The sequence below is a fragment of the Arthrobacter sp. N199823 genome, assembly GCF_002929705.1.
In the GTDB taxonomy this organism is placed as follows: Bacteria; Actinomycetota; Actinomycetes; order Actinomycetales; family Micrococcaceae; genus Specibacter.
Genome location: NZ_PJIN01000001.1, coordinates 258,048 through 274,440, shown reverse-complemented (window position 1 = coordinate 274,440; position 16,393 = coordinate 258,048). Strand labels below are relative to the sequence as shown.

The 16,393-nt window shown below is 59.6% G+C and carries 14 protein-coding genes; 5 read left to right on the top strand and 9 right to left on the bottom strand.

The features are described from left to right. Positions 1-7 precede the first annotated feature (7 nt). Positions 8-910, top strand: coding sequence for an NAD(P)-dependent oxidoreductase (locus CXQ93_RS01195; RefSeq protein WP_104108666.1), 903 nt, complete (start codon positions 8-10; stop codon positions 908-910). Positions 911-1,054: 144 nt separating this feature from the next. Here CXQ93_RS01195 and CXQ93_RS01190 read toward each other — a convergent pair whose 3' ends face one another. Beyond that, positions 1,055-1,741, bottom strand: coding sequence for a DUF6308 family protein (locus CXQ93_RS01190; protein WP_104108665.1), 687 nt, complete (start codon positions 1,739-1,741; stop codon positions 1,055-1,057). 166 nt (positions 1,742-1,907) lie between these two features. Between CXQ93_RS01190 and CXQ93_RS01185 the strand changes: the two genes are divergently transcribed. Beyond that, positions 1,908-2,867, top strand: coding sequence for an RNase H family protein (locus CXQ93_RS01185; RefSeq protein WP_104108664.1), 960 nt, complete (start codon positions 1,908-1,910; stop codon positions 2,865-2,867). Positions 2,868-2,897: 30 nt separating this feature from the next. Here CXQ93_RS01185 and CXQ93_RS01180 read toward each other — a convergent pair whose 3' ends face one another. Next, positions 2,898-3,317 (bottom strand): hypothetical protein, encoded by a 420-nt coding sequence (locus CXQ93_RS01180; RefSeq protein WP_146073125.1) that lies wholly within the window; start codon positions 3,315-3,317, stop codon positions 2,898-2,900. Between the two features lie 241 nt (positions 3,318-3,558). On the opposite strand from CXQ93_RS01180, the gene CXQ93_RS01175 reads away from it, so the two are divergent. The 3 genes from CXQ93_RS01175 to CXQ93_RS01165 all read left to right on the top strand — a co-directional run bounded on the left by CXQ93_RS01175 (position 3,559) and on the right by CXQ93_RS01165 (position 7,607). Further along, positions 3,559-6,081 carry a sigma-70 family RNA polymerase sigma factor gene (locus CXQ93_RS01175; RefSeq protein WP_104108662.1) on the top strand — a complete coding sequence of 841 codons (2,523 nt, stop codon included), beginning with the start codon at positions 3,559-3,561 and terminating at the stop codon, positions 6,079-6,081. Positions 6,082-6,212: 131 nt separating this feature from the next. Further along, positions 6,213-6,692, top strand: coding sequence for a DUF6941 family protein (locus tag CXQ93_RS01170; RefSeq protein WP_104108661.1), 480 nt, complete (start codon positions 6,213-6,215; stop codon positions 6,690-6,692). Between the two features lie 114 nt (positions 6,693-6,806). Beyond that, positions 6,807-7,607, top strand: coding sequence for a TspO/MBR family protein (locus tag CXQ93_RS01165; RefSeq protein WP_104108660.1), 801 nt, complete (start codon positions 6,807-6,809; stop codon positions 7,605-7,607). A gap of 33 nt (positions 7,608-7,640) precedes the next feature. Here the strand turns inward: CXQ93_RS01165 and CXQ93_RS01160 are convergent, their stop codons facing one another. From CXQ93_RS01160 to CXQ93_RS01130, 7 genes are all read right to left on the bottom strand, one after another. Next, on the bottom strand, positions 7,641-9,155 hold the full coding sequence (locus CXQ93_RS01160; protein ID WP_181036002.1) for a SulP family inorganic anion transporter: 1,515 nt from the start codon (positions 9,153-9,155) through the stop codon (positions 7,641-7,643). Positions 9,156-9,293: 138 nt separating this feature from the next. Beyond that, positions 9,294-10,832 carry an alpha-N-arabinofuranosidase gene (locus CXQ93_RS01155; protein ID WP_104108659.1) on the bottom strand — a complete coding sequence of 513 codons (1,539 nt, stop codon included), beginning with the start codon at positions 10,830-10,832 and terminating at the stop codon, positions 9,294-9,296. A 64-nt stretch (positions 10,833-10,896) separates the two neighbouring features. Then, complete coding sequence (locus tag CXQ93_RS01150) at positions 10,897-11,793, bottom strand: carbohydrate ABC transporter permease (protein ID WP_104108658.1); 897 nt, start codon at positions 11,791-11,793, stop codon at positions 10,897-10,899. Positions 11,794-11,796: 3 nt separating this feature from the next. Further along, positions 11,797-12,735, bottom strand: a complete 939-nt coding sequence (locus CXQ93_RS01145; RefSeq protein WP_104108657.1) for a carbohydrate ABC transporter permease — start codon at positions 12,733-12,735, stop codon at positions 11,797-11,799. A gap of 72 nt (positions 12,736-12,807) precedes the next feature. After that, the gene (locus tag CXQ93_RS01140) at positions 12,808-14,145 is read right to left on the bottom strand and encodes an extracellular solute-binding protein (protein WP_104108656.1); all 1,338 of its coding nucleotides are present in this window, start codon (positions 14,143-14,145) and stop codon (positions 12,808-12,810) included. 142 nt (positions 14,146-14,287) lie between these two features. After that, on the bottom strand, positions 14,288-15,295 hold the full coding sequence (locus CXQ93_RS01135; RefSeq protein WP_104109147.1) for a LacI family DNA-binding transcriptional regulator: 1,008 nt from the start codon (positions 15,293-15,295) through the stop codon (positions 14,288-14,290). 105 nt (positions 15,296-15,400) lie between these two features. Further along, positions 15,401-16,348: an aldose 1-epimerase family protein gene (locus CXQ93_RS01130; protein WP_104108655.1), complete on the bottom strand. Its 948-nt coding sequence runs from the start codon at positions 16,346-16,348 to the stop codon at positions 15,401-15,403. Positions 16,349-16,393: the final 45 nt, after the last annotated feature.

The window sequence follows — 16,393 nt, the reverse complement described above, 5'->3', positions numbered from 1 at the left end:
GACCACCATGAACAACAAGTACACCGTCGCAGTCCTGGGCCTGGGCGCAATGGGGCTGCCCATGGCCACCCGCTTGGCGTCCAAGCTCACTGTCAATGGCTTTGACATCGCCGAGCCGCGCCTGAAACTGGCCAAAGAAGCTGGCATCAACATCTTTGATTCGGCCCAGGCCGCAGCGCGCGGGGCCGACGCCCTTCTGCTGGCAGTCCGTAACGGCGAACAGCTCGACGAGGTCCTGTTCGGCGCAAATGGCGTAGCCCCCGTCCTGTCCAAGGGCTCAGTGGTTATCCTCACCAGCACCGTGGGCACCGAGGCTATTCCGGCCACAGTGGCAAGGCTGGCCGATTTCGGTGTGGAACTTGTTGACGCACCGCTGTCCGGCGGCCCTGTCCGTGCGGGTGAGGGCGATCTGCTGATTGTGGTTGGCTCTACGCCGGCAGCCCAGCGTCAGGCTGCCCCGGTGCTTGAACTGCTCGCTTCCACACTCTCCATTGTGGGCGATAACCCCGGCGATGGTCAGGCGCTCAAGACCGTCAACCAGCTGCTCTGTGGCGTTCACATTGCTGCAGCAGCTGAGGCGCTGGCTCTGGCTGATGCCCTGGGTCTTGACCAAGCGAAGACTCTGGCCGCCCTCGAAGCAGGAGCCGCCGGTTCCTTCATGCTCTCCAACCGCGGCCCCCGCATCCTGGAGGCCTACACCGAAGACGGCGCCGAGGTGCTCAGCCGCCTGGACATCTTCGTCAAGGACATGGGGATCGTCGGCAAGGCAGCCCGCGCTGCAGGACTAGCCGCGCCCGTTGCCGCAGCCGCAGAACAGCTCTTCCTCTTGGGACAGGCACAGGGATTGGCTGCAGAGGATGACTCCGCTGTCATCAAGGTTCTTGCCCCGACCCAGCGCCACACAAGCTAAGCCCCGTAACCACACAACGCCGTGTCAGAGGAGCCCTCTTAAACATGGACACCCTCATGGCAAGTACGCTGGGAACCCTCAGCACCCGGTGACCACAACGTCCACACAATGCGCAGGCCTCACCGATTGGGTGAGGCCTGCGTCTTAGTCCCGGCGGCCGGCGCCCCACTTCGATTTGGCCAGATTCTTGCCGTGCTTCCAGAGCACTACGTCCATGATGCGCAGAGCTGAAGCGTCATGAGCAACTGCCGATTTCTCCTGGATTTGCTTCAACCGTTCGGGCAGCCCTGAACCGTCAGCCAGGACCTCGTGCCATGCGCTCCACTGCTTATTTGAATTCTTCAGACCCATCAACGGGCCCACCACGGAATCATAAATCGGAATCAGCCGCGGGCGCTTTCGGGCCATGATCTTGCTCGCCGTGGTCTGGCCAATGCCCCACCGCTTCGCATCAGATTGACGCAGGAGCCGCCAGAGCTGCACGGCCGCACTATCCTGCCCCAGTGTCTTGGCGAAATTCTCAGCAGATACCCCGGCAAGGTCAAGATCGGCCGGGATTTGTTCCAGCAACTCCGAAATTTTGTCCTTGTGAGTTTCCAGAATTCCAATGGCTGCCGGTGCGGGGACTTCAACGGACAGGAACGTGACGGCAATCAGGTCATCGGCCGTGATGGTGTTGACTACCTCAGATGCGTCACCGCCACCCATCCAAGATTCGAAGCGAGCACCAGTCTGCACTTCGCCACGCTTATAGGTCTTGGTGTAGTACCCATTGACTAGCGCTGCGGCCTGCTCGACATGGGCGGAATCTAGGATCTTGGGTAGCTTCATGGTCTCAATGAACCACAGGGGCCCGACATCGCAAGATTGTTACGGCCGCTAAGGGCGAGATGCCTCCCATCGCTCTACATAGTCGCCAACCCTTCTGCTCTCAATGTCAGTCCCTGCCCTTAGGCTCACACTCAATAGCCACATCGACAATTCAAGGAGTGCCACCATGGACAGCAGCGCATCAGCAACAGTCGCGACACCGAGCCGCAAGCTACCGCTGCCCGGGCCCGGGCTCCTTCGCCTGCGGCCAGCCTTCGTGGAAGTTGGGTCCCGGCACGGCATCACTGCCGCGGTGAAGTTCCGTGGGGGCCGGTGCGTGTGGGTTGTTGCACGGACTCAGGGACCGGACGTTGTGGATATGCTTGTCGGTTCCGCGTTGGTGCCGCGGATCAAAGACCAGTGCGGCGGTCAGCTCGCAGAAATTCTGGCTGCCATCAAGTCGCTCCAGCCAACGGTTGAGGTACCCATTTATGCTGACACTCTTGCTGGTCTCCTAGAAGCTGCTGGTGTCATGGTCAGCCCTCTGTACGCACCGGCGGCCGCTACCGCGGCCATTGAGAGGGCCGTTCCCAAACACCTTGAATCCCTGCTCACCAACCTTGTCATCGCCACTGATGCGTCCAAGGGATCCCGTAGTTCGTGGCGGGGCCACGGCTGGGCCATGGACTTCGGTTTGGGCAGTCCAGTCATCTTGGGACTGCGGGCCAGTCAACATGGAACCATTCTGGAGGCCGAGCTGCATTCCATTCATCTAGGACTGTTGGCCGCACGTTCCCGGTTTTCTGGGACATTAGACGGCCGGTGCGCCGTCACTGTCCTTTCTGATAATCAGACAGCGGTCCGCTTGCTCACCAACCCGTCCTCTCGTCCCTCCGGCCTCAACGCTGCGTGCCGGGAAGAAGTCGCCGTTATCCGCACCCTGACAGAGAAGTCTCTGGTGGCGTTCCAGTGGGTCAAGGGACACGGGAGTAACCACCTCAACAACACCGCTGACCGGCTCGCTGTTCTGGCCCGCCGCGCCAAGGAAGCAGAACTAACAAACGAGCAACGGAACGTGCTGCTGTGCAGTATTCAGGAGTCGGTTCTGGGGCTGGCTGGCCAAGGCTCGCTGGCCCTGGCGGCGTAGGGGGTTTGCGCGCCACCTAGGCGAGGCGGCTCAGCCTTTTACCGGGTTGTCCAGATTGGTGTTGGCAAAAGCCCGCACAGACGCTTTCCCCTTGAAACGGTCCCACACGTCAACCGCATTTTCGGTGACGTGAGCAGTGCCGGCGTCAGCAGGAACATCTAGGTGGTCGTGGGCTACCCATTCCCCGTCGAGGCGATACACGCTGATGCCGGCAGATTCGTCCTTTTTGGTGAGGCGGATGGCACGACCATTGGCACCGGTCAAGTAGTACTTCACCGCGCTTGGCACGTAGTGCTTGCGCGCATCATAGGAAAAGTACGGTTCATCATCGAGGTATTCCATGGACGAATCCAAGGCTCCCTCGAGTGCCAAGTGGTCTATCGAGCTCCACATATCCGGTGTCTCCGCCATACGTCGCCGCGTCGCCGCGTCGCCCTTAGGCTTCCCCAAGTTGCGTCCATAGTCCACATAGCATGTCCATTCTCGGCAGGCCATCCATGCAAAGTTGCAGGATGTCTGTTGATTCTCACCGGAAGAATCTGGCCCGTCAAACGAGTTCTCAAAACTTTTGTAACTCTCCGTTTGTCAAATCAAGAGTTACAAAATTTTTGTAACTCTTAAATGTCAGACCCTCCTCCTAGCCTGAGACCACCATCACGTTCCGGTGGATCGCGCAGGAAAAGGAGTCATCATGACACAGGTAGTGGACACACCATTGGCACGTGCCGACGAGGTCCTTCATGACAGCTTGCCTCCCATCCTCCGGAGCATTCCTGCGGCAGCCGATTACGGTTTCCTCTACCCCTGGCAGCAGGAGGCGCTCGACGCCTGGCATAACAATGCTCGCCGTGGCGTCATTGAGGCTGTCACCGGTTCCGGCAAGACCCGCCTAGGTGTTGCGGCTGCTCATGAGGCTGTCCGGCAGGGCATCAAAGTACTCATTCTGGTCCCCACCGCAGAGCTCCAGCGTCAATGGCTCGCTACCCTCAAGCGTGATTTTCCCTCCGCATCCACGGGACTACTGGGCAACGGTCGCAAGGATTCTCTGGACGACGTGGATGTCCTCATCGCCATCGTGCACTCGGCAGCTACGCACCAGACACTGCGTGCGCACAAAGCCGGGCTACTGATCGCCGACGAGTGCCACCGCTACGCTGCTCCTCTCTTCGCCGCGGCTCTGGGGCAGGGATACAACTGGCGTTTGGGATTGACTGCCACGTATGAGAGGAACGACGGCGGCCATCACGAAATGTTGTCGCCCTACTTTGGCGGAGTGGTCTTCAACCTTTGGTATGACAGGGCGTTGCGTGACGACGTTATTGCCCCGTTCGATATCGCTATGATCGGTGTTGAGCTCACACCAGCTGAGCGGGCCAATTACGACGAGTTCTCCGACACCATGTCCGAGGCCGCCCGTTATCTGAAGCAGTACGCCAATGTGCCACCAACTCCCTTTCCCGCGTTCATTGCCGCAGTCGCTGCACTTGCAGCTTCGGCAGGGCTCACAGCCGAGGCTGGTCTGGCCCGCAAATACATGAAGGCTATGTCCGCACGCTTGTCCCTATTGGCCGAAACCAAGACCAAGGGGTTGGCGCTGGCCGCTCTGCATCAACCTGTTGCAGAGTCCGGAGGAACACTGGTTTTCACCCAGACCCAAGCCTCAGCTCGTAGCGCCCAGGACATTTACCGCACGGTGGGATGTACCGCCACAGCAATCTATAGCGGCATGCGGCCCGAAGAGCGCAAGCAGGGACTCGTTGATTTCAGCAATCGCGATGCCCAAGTATTGGCTGCACCACGCATTCTCGATGAAGGCGTAGACGTGCCCGAGGCAGATTTGGGCATCATCGTGGCCGCCAATCGCAGCCAGCGCCAGATGGTGCAGCGTCTGGGCCGTGTGATCCGTAAAAAGAAGGACGGGCGTGTTGGTCGACTCGTGGTGCTGTTTGCGATCAATACGGTGGAAGACCCTGATGTGCAGGGGGAAGAATTCCTGGGCCGCGTACTTCCCTTTGCGCGTCGCTATGAGTTCTTTGAAATCGCCACCGATCTGCAGGAGATCGAAGATTTCCTGAGGTATCCGGATATTGAAGTCTCGGCTAATGCCCCATCGGCTGGCGGTGAAGGTCAGGCAACATCCGGTGATGAGAATTCCACTCCATCGCCGCAACTGGAACCTGACGCTGTGGTTCCAGAACCGGCTGCTCCCCTGTTTGAGCTGTCGGAGGACGATGATGATGAGCCGGCCGAGTTGTTGGCCCACACTACAGGCCTGACGGACGATATTGTGGGCGACTATCTCAAACGGATTGGAAAGTTTTCTCTTCTTGACGCAGCTGCCGAGGTGGACCTAGGTCAAACTATCGAGGCTGGTTTGATGGCTACCTACAAATTAGAAAACTGCGTGTTGGGCTCCCGCCGCGAACGCCATGACTTGGAAAAGCTGGTCCGGCTTGGTGCCAGTGCCCTTGACACGATGATGAACGCAAATCTGCGGCTCGTTGTCTCCATTGCGAAGAAGTATCTGGATCGCGGCCTCGATTTTATTGACATCATCCAAGAGGGAAATCTGGGCCTGCTGCGCGCCGTCCATAAGTTCGATTACACCTTGGGCAACAAGTTCTCGACCTACGCAACCTGGTGGATCCGTCAAGCAATTACCCGCGCCATTGCAGATTTGGGGCGCACCATCCGTGTTCCAGTTCACATGACGGAACAGATCAACAAGCTTCTTTCCGTGAGACGACAACTCTCAGTGGAGTTGGGAAGGCCTGCAACTCCAGAAGAATTGGCCAACCCACTCGATTCAACCCCTGCAGATGTTCGCAAGATCATGAAGTACGCGGCCCCAGTGTTCTCCCTAGACATGCTTGTTCCCGACGGTCATGGCGGATCCGAACCATTGTCAGAGCAAATGTACGACCCGCTAGAGGCAACCGCTCACGAATACGCCGAGCGCACTGACATGCTGGCCGCCTTGGATAACGTCCTCGATACCCTCAGTGAGCGCGAGGCCGGAGTTCTATCCATGCGATACGGCCTCCACGACGGGGAACCCAAGACCCTTGACGCAATCGGGCAGGTCTACGGCGTGACTCGTGAGCGCATCCGTCAGATTGAATCACTAACCATGAAGAAGCTCAGGGAACCCGGATACTGCACATCACTTGGGAGCTTCTTAGATATTCCGACGCCCGAGGAGCAGGTGAGCTAAGCACCCAAGGTGAGAGTCCGGCGTCGAACTTCACAGGAGTAGTTCATAAACACCAGCGGCAACCGAGGCACCGCATGTAAGGACCTATGGTTAAGGAACCAGCCGGCCCTGAGCGCTATGGAGAATCTTGCATGACAATGAGTTCAAGCAGTGGCAGCGGAACGGTGTTGATTGCCGATTTCGTGAACGTGGACGCCGCGGGCAAGGTCAACATTATTGGCGGCGGGATCCAGTTCCTCGGTTCCGATCCGCAGACTGGACTGACCGCGCCGTTTGCCGTGTTTGTGAATATTACTGTCACTATTCCCCTGTTTGAGGAGACCTCGGCCGCGGTGGAGGTGCTGCTGGTGGACGCCGATGGGCAGCCTGTCACCCTTGGCGGGCCCGAGGGTGAGAACACCATGATGTTCCAACAAGACGTGGATTTTCGCCATCCTGCCAACCCTGAAACCCAGCCACCGCCCATGGGGTTCCCTGGGACCTCAAATATTGTGCTGAACTTCCCCGGCGGGCTGCCGCTGCCACCGAGTGCCACGTATGAATGGGTAGTGGTGTTGGACGGTTCGCGGCTTACCTCGAGCACATTCTTTGTGCCCGGAGCTGCGGAGTAGACGGGCATTCATCTGACCGCGAGCTAATCAACATTCCTATACAAACGGACGGTTCTGTGTTGGAGAAGATCCAACTCCATCACGCAGACGCCGGCCGGGCGCTAGGCTGGAAAAATGGACCCGACACCAGCAAAGAACGACACCCTACGCCAGATAGTAGTTGCCGCAAGCGCCGTGGCGGCTATCATCGGCTCATTCATTGGCTCTGGCGCGGCCGGGGGCACCCAAATTCAGAACGCCTCCAACGGCGCGCTTTCAGCGGATTCAACGCTCATTGCACCGGGCGGTCCGGCATTCTCCATTTGGAGCGTTATTTACTTGGGGCTAGTGGCCTACGCCGTCTGGCAGTTTCTACCTCAGCAGAAAACCGAGCACAGGCATCGCTTATTGGGCTACCCCGTGGCGGCATCACTACTGTTGAACGCCGCATGGATCCTCAGCGTTCAATTTGATCTCCTGCCGTTGAGTGTGCCGATCATTGCCGTCTTACTAGCCGTACTTGCCTACATTTTTGTGCTGATCCTTCGCCACCGGCCAAGCAACACTGTGGACGCCATCGTCACAGATGGCACCATGGGCTTGTACCTGGGCTGGGTCTGTGTGGCAACAGCAGCTAACATTTCTGCCGTCTTGGTGGCCGCTGGCTTCAACGGCTTCGGCCTGAATCCCAACGCCTGGGCAGTCTTTGTTCTAGCAGTCGCTGCTGCCGTTGGAGTTGCTCTGGCCATTTACGGCAAGGGCCGCCTGGCTCCGGCCGCATCTTTGAGCTGGGGTTTAGCCTGGGTAGCCGTGGCACGTTTCAGCGGTGAGCTGCTGTCAACGCCGGCGGCTACGGCGGCCTTGGTGGGAGCCATTGTGGTAGTTGCCGTCACCTTGATCATCCGTTTGCGCACGGTGACCACCAGCGCACGGTGAGGCAGACGCCGTCGAGCTTCCCCTATTGATGGGTTAGTTCCCACCGAGTTTCCCGGCGAGGCGCTGGCGCATTTGAACACTGGCGTCGTTCAGGCCCACGATGTCCACGTCCTTGCCGTGGCGGCGGTATTTATCCGTGATGGCGTCCAAGGTAGCGATGGTGGAGGCATCCCACAGATGAGATTCGCGCAGGTCGATGACCACGTGATCCGGATCTAGGGCGTACTCGAATTGGGTGTAAAGATCGTTTGATGAGGCGAAGAACAGTTCACCGTTCACAACATATGTGACGCTCTCCCCGCCTTGGACCACCACGCGTTCTACGGTGACAAAGTGAGCCACGCGCCGGGCAAACAGGACCATGGCCAGCACCGTTCCGGTACCCACGCCGACGGCCAGGTTGTCCGTGGCAACCGTCGCGATGACGGTGGCCACCATGACAAACGTTTCGCTCTTGGGCAGTGCTTTGAGGGTGCGCAGGCGGATGCTGTGCCAATCAAACGTTGCCCAGCAGACAAAAATCATGACGGCCACCAGCGCGGCCATCGGGATCAGCTGGACAATATCGCCCAGCACCACCACCAGGAGCAGCAAGAAAACGCCAGCACAGAAGGTTGAAATCCGGGTGCGGGCCCCTGAGGCTTTCACGTTAATCATGGTCTGGCCGATCATGGCGCAGCCACCCATGCCGCCGAAGAACCCGGTCACAATGTTGGCCACGCCCTGGCCCCAGGCTTCACGGGTCTTGTTGGAGCGAGTGTCAGTGATGTCATCCACCAATTTGGCTGTCATGAGCGATTCCAACAAGCCCACGAACGCCATGGCCAGCGCGAACGGGAAGATCACCTGCAAGGTTTCAAACGTGAACGGAACATTGGGGATGAGCGCGGTGGGAAGCGAGTTGGGCAGATCCCCCTTGTCCCCCACGGTGGGCACCACCATCGAGGTCATCACGGTCACCACTGTCAGCACCACGATCGCCACCAGTGGCGCCGGCACCACTTGCGTGAATCGCGGCAGGACAAACATAATCACGAGGGCGGCTACGACTAGTGGATACACCAGCCACGGCACACCAATAAGCTCTGGTAGCTGAGCTATGAAGACCAGAATTGCCAGCGCGTTGACGAAGCCCACCATGACCGAACGCGGGATGAACCGCATCAGTTTGGCCACGCCAGCCAGCGCCAAGATGATTTGGATGACCCCGGCCAGAATCACACAAGCAATCAGATAGTCCACGCCATGGCTCCGCACTAACGGGGCGATCACCAACGCCACTGCCCCCGTTGCAGCCGAGATCATGGCTGGCCGCCCACCCGTGAAGGCAATGGTCACAGCCATGGTGAAGGCTGCGAACAGTCCAACCCGCGGGTCCACGCCAGCAATGACGGAGAAGGCGATCGCTTCCGGGATGAGGGCCAGCCCCACGACGAGCCCGCCAAGAACTTCCGTCTTTAACCGGCGAGGAGACTTCAGCGTGCCCCACACGGATTGGCGTTGCTCCGGTGTGAGGGTGGCCGTTGCTGGCTTGGTGCTGGCGGCCAATGTTGGCTCCGTTCAGGATTAGTTCGTTGATGCTCCTCCACCGTAACGCACCAGCCGTGCTCGGCTGATTCGGCATGGCAAAGGGGCAACACCCGAGGTGCCGCCCCTTTGCCATGCCCGGGAGTTTCCTTGCTATCCCTAGTTCTTTCCCACTTCAAGTTCGACGACGGCCCAGGACAGTGCGGGCAGTGTGAGTTTGAGTTCGTCCCCGGCTGCCTTGACCCCGTCCAGCGGCAGCAGACCCACCTGATTCTGCATTTCTAGGGTGTTCTTTGTGAAGCGGTCCCCTCCCTCGGGAACGGCCAAAACCTCGGCGCGGGTGACCCTCGTGGCATCAAAGCCGCGCAGCGCCACCTCCACCTCGGCGGCTTCTTCCAGTCCGCGGTTGGCGAAGAACAATGCCATCCGACCGGTTTCCTCGTTCCAAGTGGCACTGACATCAACCAGGTCTGCATCACCGAACTGTGAGGTTTCCACCTTGTCCGAATCCACCACTGTGCGCAGGATCTGGCCCTTCGCCAGCTCCGCCATCCGCGCGAACGGGTGGAAGATGGTTTGGCGCCAGGCCGGCCCGTTGGGCTCCGCAAGGATGGGTGCAATGACATTGACCAGCTGGGCCTGATTGGCAATTTTCACCCTGTCACCGTGACGCAGCAACGAGTTCAGCAGGGTGCCAACCACCACGGCGTCGGTGACGTTGTACTTGTCCTCGATGACCCGAGGATGTTCGCGCCAGCCGGAGTTGTTTACATTGTGAGGCTGGTCTTCGGTGTCAAGACCACGCTGATACCAAACGTTCCACTCATCGAAAGAGAGATTGATGTGTTTTTTGTGCTTACCCTTGGCACGCACGGCATCGGCGGTGGCCACCACAGACTCAATGAAGTAGTCCATGTCCACGGCACTGGCCAGGAAACTGGCCGCGTCGCCGTCGTGCTCCTGGTAGTAAGCGTGAAGGGAGACATAATCAACCTCGTCATAGGCGTGGGTCAGCACCGTCTGCTCCCACGCCCCAAACGTCGGCATGCCGGAGTTCGAGGATCCGCAGGCCACGAGCTCGAGGCCCGAGTCCACCAATCGCATCGCCTTCGCAGCCTCCTGCGCCAGCCGGCCGTACTCGTCCGCGGTCTTGTGGCCGATCTGCCACGGCCCATCCATCTCATTGCCCAGGCACCACAGCTTGATGTTGAAGGGATCCTTGTGCCCGTTCTTGGCCCGCAGATCCGACCAATAAGTTCCGCCGGGATGGTTGGCGTACTCCACAATTTCCCGGGCTGCCTCAACACCGCGAGTGCCTAAGTTGATGGCCTCCATGATCTCCGTGCCAGCTTTCTTGGACCAGTCCACAAACTCGTGCAGGCCGAAGGCATTGGATTCCACTGTGTGCCAGGCACCGTCAAGACGCCGAGGCCGGTCAGCGACCGGGCCGATGCCGTCTTCCCAGTTATAGCCGGACACAAAGTTGCCACCGGGGTACCTGATCACCGTGGCACCCAGCTCCTTGGTCAAGGCCAGAACATCCTTACGGAAACCCTGCTCATCCGCCTGGGAATGCCCGGGCTCATAGATCCCGGTGTAAACACACCGGCCCATGTGTTCCACAAACGAACCAAACAGACGGTGGGGTACCTCTGAGACGGTGAAATCGCGGTCAATACTGATCCGTGCACGAGACATGTGGCTTGTTCTCCTACTTACTGGTGTTGGTCTGATTTCTTGTTTTGCTCGGGTTGGCGCAGTTTTAGGTTCCGGCGAGGCCGGTGGTGGAGATGCCCTTGATGATTTGGCGCTGGAAGAACAGGAACACCACGATCAGAGGCAGCGCCGCGAGCAAGGCAGAGGCCATGTTCTGGGCGTACTGAATTCCGTAGGCGCTCTTGATGGTCTGCAGCCCCACAGGCAGGGTCAGCATGGAACTGTCATTGGTGACGATGAAGGGCCACAGGAAGTTATTCCAAGCTCCAATGAAAACGAAGATTGCAACAGCCGCCAGAATGGGTCTGGAGAGGGGCAGCACCACCTGCAGGAAGATACGGATCCGTCCGGCACCATCCACCAGGGCGGCGTCCTCGAGTTCACGCGGAATTTGGTCGAAGAACTTTTTGAGCACGAACACCATGGCCGGTGAGATCACCTGCGGCAGAATAACGCCCCAGTAGGTATCGATCATGTTGAAGGCGACCATCTGGTAGAACAACGGGATGATCAGCACCGGCGGCGGGACGATGAGCGAGGCGACAATGACGACCATGAGCACCTTGCGGCCCTTGAAGTCGATGCGTGAGAGCGCATAGGCCGCCAGCGCCGAGATGACGAGGGTGACGACAGTGATGGCCGCCGAGGTGAACAGCGAGTTCCAGGTCCATTGCGGGATGTTGCCCTGTTGAAGAACCTTGGCGAATGCATCGAAGGTGAAGCCTGATTCGGGCACGATGGTGATGGGTGTTGCCGCCGCCTCAGTCTCACTTTTCAGTGCGGTGATGGCGGCCCACGCGAAGGGGACCATCCACGTCACCGCAAGGATGGCAACGATGACGGTGGCAATGATGCGGGAGGGTGCGATGCGCTTCTTGCGCCGCACGGGAACTGAGGATGCAGGCGAGATGGTGAGGGCCGGCGTCGTAAGGGTTGTGGCCATGTCCTATGCGCTCCTCTTGCGGGTGATGGCGAATTGGGCGATCGAGACAACGACGATGAGCCCAAAGAAGATGTATGAAATGGCTGCTGAGTAACCCAGGCGGTAACCGGTGAATCCGGTTTCAAAGATGTACTGCACAATGGTCCGGGTGGTGCCGCCGGGACCGCCGCCTGTCATTTGGTAGACCTGGTCGAAGATTTTCAGGGAGGCCAGCACCTGCAGGATCACGATCATGATGGTGGTCTGGTTGATCTGCGGCAAGGTGATGGAGAAGAACTGGCGCCAGCCGCCGGCACCGTCGAGCGAGGCAGCCTCGAAGTGTGCCTGCGGAATGTTCTGCATGGCTGCGAGATACAGCAGGAAGTTGAAGCCGACAGTCCACCAAAGGGTGGCAATGACGATCGACCACATGGCGATGTCGGGGTTGTTCAGCCAGTCAACGGGCGCGATGCCCACCTTCGACAGGACCTCGTTAACCAAACCCAATTGAGGGTTGAACATCCAGACGAAGAACAGGGAGACAACGGTGGATGCCAGCAAGAACGGGGCGAAGAAGGACAACCGCCACAGCCACTGTGCTGGAAGGCCCATGTTGACCAGGGCGGCCATGAGCAGTGCCACGAGAACCAAGGGAACGGTGCTGATGACAGTGAAGTACAGCGTGTTGCCCAGCGCATGCCACATGTCGACGTCGCCGAGTGCTTCGGCGTAGTTGGCGAAGCCCAGGAAGCTGCTGTTGGCGCCTGTTAGTGACTTCCCGGTGAAACTCATGACGATGCCGTGGATCAGCGGCCAGATCAGGAACAATCCGAAGAACAGCAGGAACGGGGCCATGAAGGACCAGCCGTGAATCCTGTCCCGCCGGCTGCGTGCTGCATGCTTATTTTCCGCCGCTGGTGCCTGTTGCGTGCTGACGCTGCGGATGCTTGTCGATGCGCTCATTGTCCAGACTCCTTTGGCGCGATGGTGGTTGGGGTGGTTGCTGCTGGGGTTGCCTTGATTTTCATGACTCCCCTATACCGGATTGGGTTTCGAGAGGAGCGTGTCCAGCCTTTTGACGAAGGAATCCCAGCCATCTTTTGCCGCGGTGCGTCCCAGGAAGACGTTCTGGATGTTGTCAGCGAAGTACGCTTGAAAATCGGATCCTGAGCCGGTGAACCAGGCCCTGGGATCGTAATTGATAATGTCGGCGGCACCGGCGTAGTGGGCCTGGGGCATGAGCTCCTTGTAGGCGGCCGAGCGCACAACGGGTTGGTAGGCGGGGATGTGGCCGGCCTGCGCCCAATTTATGGATCCCTTCAGTAGCGCGGCCACGAAGGCATAGGAATCCCGGCGTTTTTGCTCGTCCAGCGATTTTTGGTGCGGCAGCACAAAGGCATGCGAATCCGCAAAGGCTGCAGGCGTGCCGAAGAGGGTCGGAATCGGCATGGCGTCCAAGGGGACCCCTGCGTTGATCATGGTGGGCAGTTCCCAGACGCCTGAGACGATCATGCCCGAGTCCTGACCGGCGAATTCTGCGATGGCTGTTCCGCCATCACCGCTCGCGGTCGCTATCTTGTCATCCAGCAGGGAGCCAATGTACTCCAGGACGTCCACGGCCACGTCGCGGTCTACCTTTGCCTTCTGACCTGGAACAAGCTCGATCGCCGCACCGTGCTGCAAATAGAGGGTATAGAACATGCGCCACATTTGGGCACCATCATTGAGATACCCGTAAGACAAGCCGTGTTGGCCAGTCACCTTGGACATTTCAAGGGCCGCCTCCTTGAATCGGTCGGGGCTGGTTATCTCCTCCAGTTGTCCATTGGAGCCGAGCACACCTGCCTTGTCCGCGACTTCGGTGTTGTACATGAGGATGAAGGGGTGGGAGTCCAGGGAGATCGAAAAGACAGCACCGTCTACCTGGCTGTTTTCCCAAATACGCGGGGCAAAGTCCTCGGGCGTGACGCCATTTTCGGCCAGAAGGTCCAGATCCCATGGGTCCAGCAGACCACCGGGGGCATAGCCGGGAACCCGTGCCGCATGCATGATGGCAAGTTCCGGCGGCCGTCCGCCGGCTGAAGCCATGGCCAGCTTGGTGTAATACGGTGCTCCCCAAGCCAACACGGTGGGGTTGACGTGCCAGGCGGACTGGGAACTGTTGGCCGAATCAATCATGGCCGCCATCTTGATGCCGTCGCCTCCGGACAGCAGGTGCCAGAATCGCAACTGGGCGGTTTCCGAGGCTGCGGCGCTCCCGCCACATCCGGACAACAGTCCTGCGGCGCCAAGGCCGGCCAGGGCAAGCCCTCCACCCCTCAGCAGCTGCCGGCGGCTCAGGCCGGGGCTGGAATTATCTCGCGGTTGGTGCATCGGTCACTCCTTTGGACACGAAATCACTGCGGAAAACTGGGCCACAATGTGACTCCAGACACAGATTACATCGTTGTAATCACAAGCGCAAGAGAATTGTTAGCGCGAACAATCATTTTCTGACAGGACTTTGGTGGCACGCCTAGCGTAGGCCGGTACTGTCGCGTTCAATCAGGCGATGGGGCATCTGCACGTGGACGGGACTGCGCCCAGGATCGGCCATGCGCTCCGTCAACAGTCTCACCGCTGTCTGGGCCATAGCGGCCTTGTCCACAGCCACGGTGGTCAGGGCCGGCACAGCAAACTGGCCATCGGCAATGTCGTCGAAGCCGGCAACAATGACGTCCTCGGGAACCCGGTGACCGGCAGCATGCAGCACGCTCAGGGCGCCGATGGCGAGGGAATCGGTGAAACAGAAAATCGCTTCGGGCAGCGGATGACCGGCGGCCAGATAGCTTCGCAGCGCCGCAGCACTGCCGGCCGGGCTCCAAGCATCGCAAACAATTTCCAGCTCCGGCCCGGTAGGCAGTCCCAGCTCGGCCATGGCTTCCCGGTAGCCCTGCGTCCTGACCAAAGCAGTGGCCGAACCTCGGGTTCCATTGGCACCCAACACGGCAATCCGCCGTCGTCCATGTCTGGCAAGTGCGCGTGTCATTTCCCGTGCAGCCGCAATATTGTCCACCGCAACCTGGTCCACGCTCTGCTGCGAAACCTCGCCGAGCAACACCATGGGAGGCAGGCTTCCTCCGGTGCGAATGGCGCTCTCATTCAGCGCCACCGGGTTGAGGATCAGGCCGTCGACCATGTTGGCCCGCGCCCTGGACACCAGCTCAAATTCCCGCTGGGGATCCTTCCCGGTTTCCTCGATCTGCACAGCCCAGCCCAGAGCATGGGCAGCCTCCACCACATGGTGAGCCAACTCAGCAGAGTAAGGGGTGCCAAGATCGGGCAGGGCCAAACCAATCAGCCCTGTCCGGCCGTTGCGCAGACCGCGGGCAGAGAGGTTGGGAACATAATCAAGCTCCGCCAGGGCCGCCTCCACTTTGGCGCGGGTGGCCGAACTGACAGGGACAAGACCATTGACCACATTGGAGACAGTCTTTGGGGAGACACCTGCCCGAGCAGCGACATCCTTCACCGTGGCCCGCATCTTCCACCCGCTCTTTGCCAAAAACTTGCATGGCACCGCCATGGCACCATTCCTCGATGCTACAAGATGCAGACGGCCGCTTAGAGCAGCTAGAAGCCGTGCCGCCTAGCCGCCGAAAATGGTCCAGCTGGCGGAATGTGCTGCTCCCGGTTCCAGCGCAATCAAGCTGGTGCCAGAATTGAAAGCATCGGGAGGGCAGGTCATGGGCTCCACGGCCAAGCCCCGGCGGCTGATGGCAGCGTCAGGCTTGTCCGCAGTGTGGATCTGGAGCCACTTGCAGGACGCATCCCAACGCATGCCCACATGGCTGCCGGAGGGGTCGGTGATGGTCAGCTCCGAGGTGTCTGTAATGTCTGCAGCAATGCTTGTGAACGCGTGATCGATCTCCGTGGCGCCAATGTTCTTAGTGGCCCGGAAATCGAAGGGATGCCCGTCTACTGGGCGCAACCCCAGAGGCAGCAACCTGTCAGGAGTGACGTCAAGGAACTCGGCGGCATCGAGGTGCAGCGTCCACTCGTCGAGCGGGGCCGGGCCGGCCACCAGATAAGGATGCGGGCACACACCGTAAGGGACCCGCCCCACGCCCGGATTACTGGCGGTCACGGTAGTGTGCAGCCCATCGGCATCGATCCGGTACTCCGCCACGAGCAACAGCGGCCCGGGATAGCCCTTGGAGGGCTCAATCTCGCAGCGCAGTATAAGGGAATCGGCGCAATGCTTCTCCACGTCCCACAGTCTGTCAAAGACCAGCCCGTGCAGGGCCGTACCACGGTCCGGCTCATTCAGCGGCAGGTGCTGGACCACGCCTTCCCAACGGTAGGCCCCATCGGCGATGCGGTTGGGCCAGGGAGCGGCAATGATGCCCCGGTAGTCAGGTATAGGCAGGTCTGGGTCAAATGGCACAACCAGATCCCGCCCGGCCCACTGAAGTTCCGACAAAGCAGCACCCCGGGATGTGAAGGCCGCGGAATACTCCCCCGCGGCAATCCGGAATACGGCCCCATTTGCGCTCGACTGCTGCACCGGGTTGGCGAGAAGTACATTGGATTCCATCAAATCTCCTTGGTGAATGTGGGCCGTGTCCCCGTGGCGACCCAG

Excerpts from the sequence above, each read along its gene's own strand:
- CXQ93_RS01195 (WP_104108666.1), top strand. The coding sequence starts at position 8 with ATGAACAACAAGTACACCGTCGCAGTCCTGGGCCTGGGCGCAATGGGG.
- CXQ93_RS01190 (WP_104108665.1), bottom strand. The coding sequence starts at position 1,741 with ATGAAGCTACCCAAGATCCTAGATTCCGCCCATGTCGAGCAGGCCGCA.
- CXQ93_RS01185 (WP_104108664.1), top strand. The coding sequence starts at position 1,908 with ATGGACAGCAGCGCATCAGCAACAGTCGCGACACCGAGCCGCAAGCTA.
- CXQ93_RS01175 (WP_104108662.1), top strand. The coding sequence starts at position 3,559 with ATGACACAGGTAGTGGACACACCATTGGCACGTGCCGACGAGGTCCTT.
- CXQ93_RS01170 (WP_104108661.1), top strand. The coding sequence starts at position 6,213 with ATGACAATGAGTTCAAGCAGTGGCAGCGGAACGGTGTTGATTGCCGAT.
- CXQ93_RS01165 (WP_104108660.1), top strand. The coding sequence starts at position 6,807 with ATGGACCCGACACCAGCAAAGAACGACACCCTACGCCAGATAGTAGTT.
- CXQ93_RS01155 (WP_104108659.1), bottom strand. The coding sequence starts at position 10,832 with ATGTCTCGTGCACGGATCAGTATTGACCGCGATTTCACCGTCTCAGAG.
- CXQ93_RS01150 (WP_104108658.1), bottom strand. The coding sequence starts at position 11,793 with ATGGCCACAACCCTTACGACGCCGGCCCTCACCATCTCGCCTGCATCC.
- CXQ93_RS01145 (WP_104108657.1), bottom strand. The coding sequence starts at position 12,735 with ATGAGCGCATCGACAAGCATCCGCAGCGTCAGCACGCAACAGGCACCA.
- CXQ93_RS01140 (WP_104108656.1), bottom strand. The coding sequence starts at position 14,145 with ATGCACCAACCGCGAGATAATTCCAGCCCCGGCCTGAGCCGCCGGCAG.
- CXQ93_RS01135 (WP_104109147.1), bottom strand. The coding sequence starts at position 15,295 with ATGCGGGCCACGGTGAAGGATGTCGCTGCTCGGGCAGGTGTCTCCCCA.
- CXQ93_RS01130 (WP_104108655.1), bottom strand. The coding sequence starts at position 16,348 with ATGGAATCCAATGTACTTCTCGCCAACCCGGTGCAGCAGTCGAGCGCA.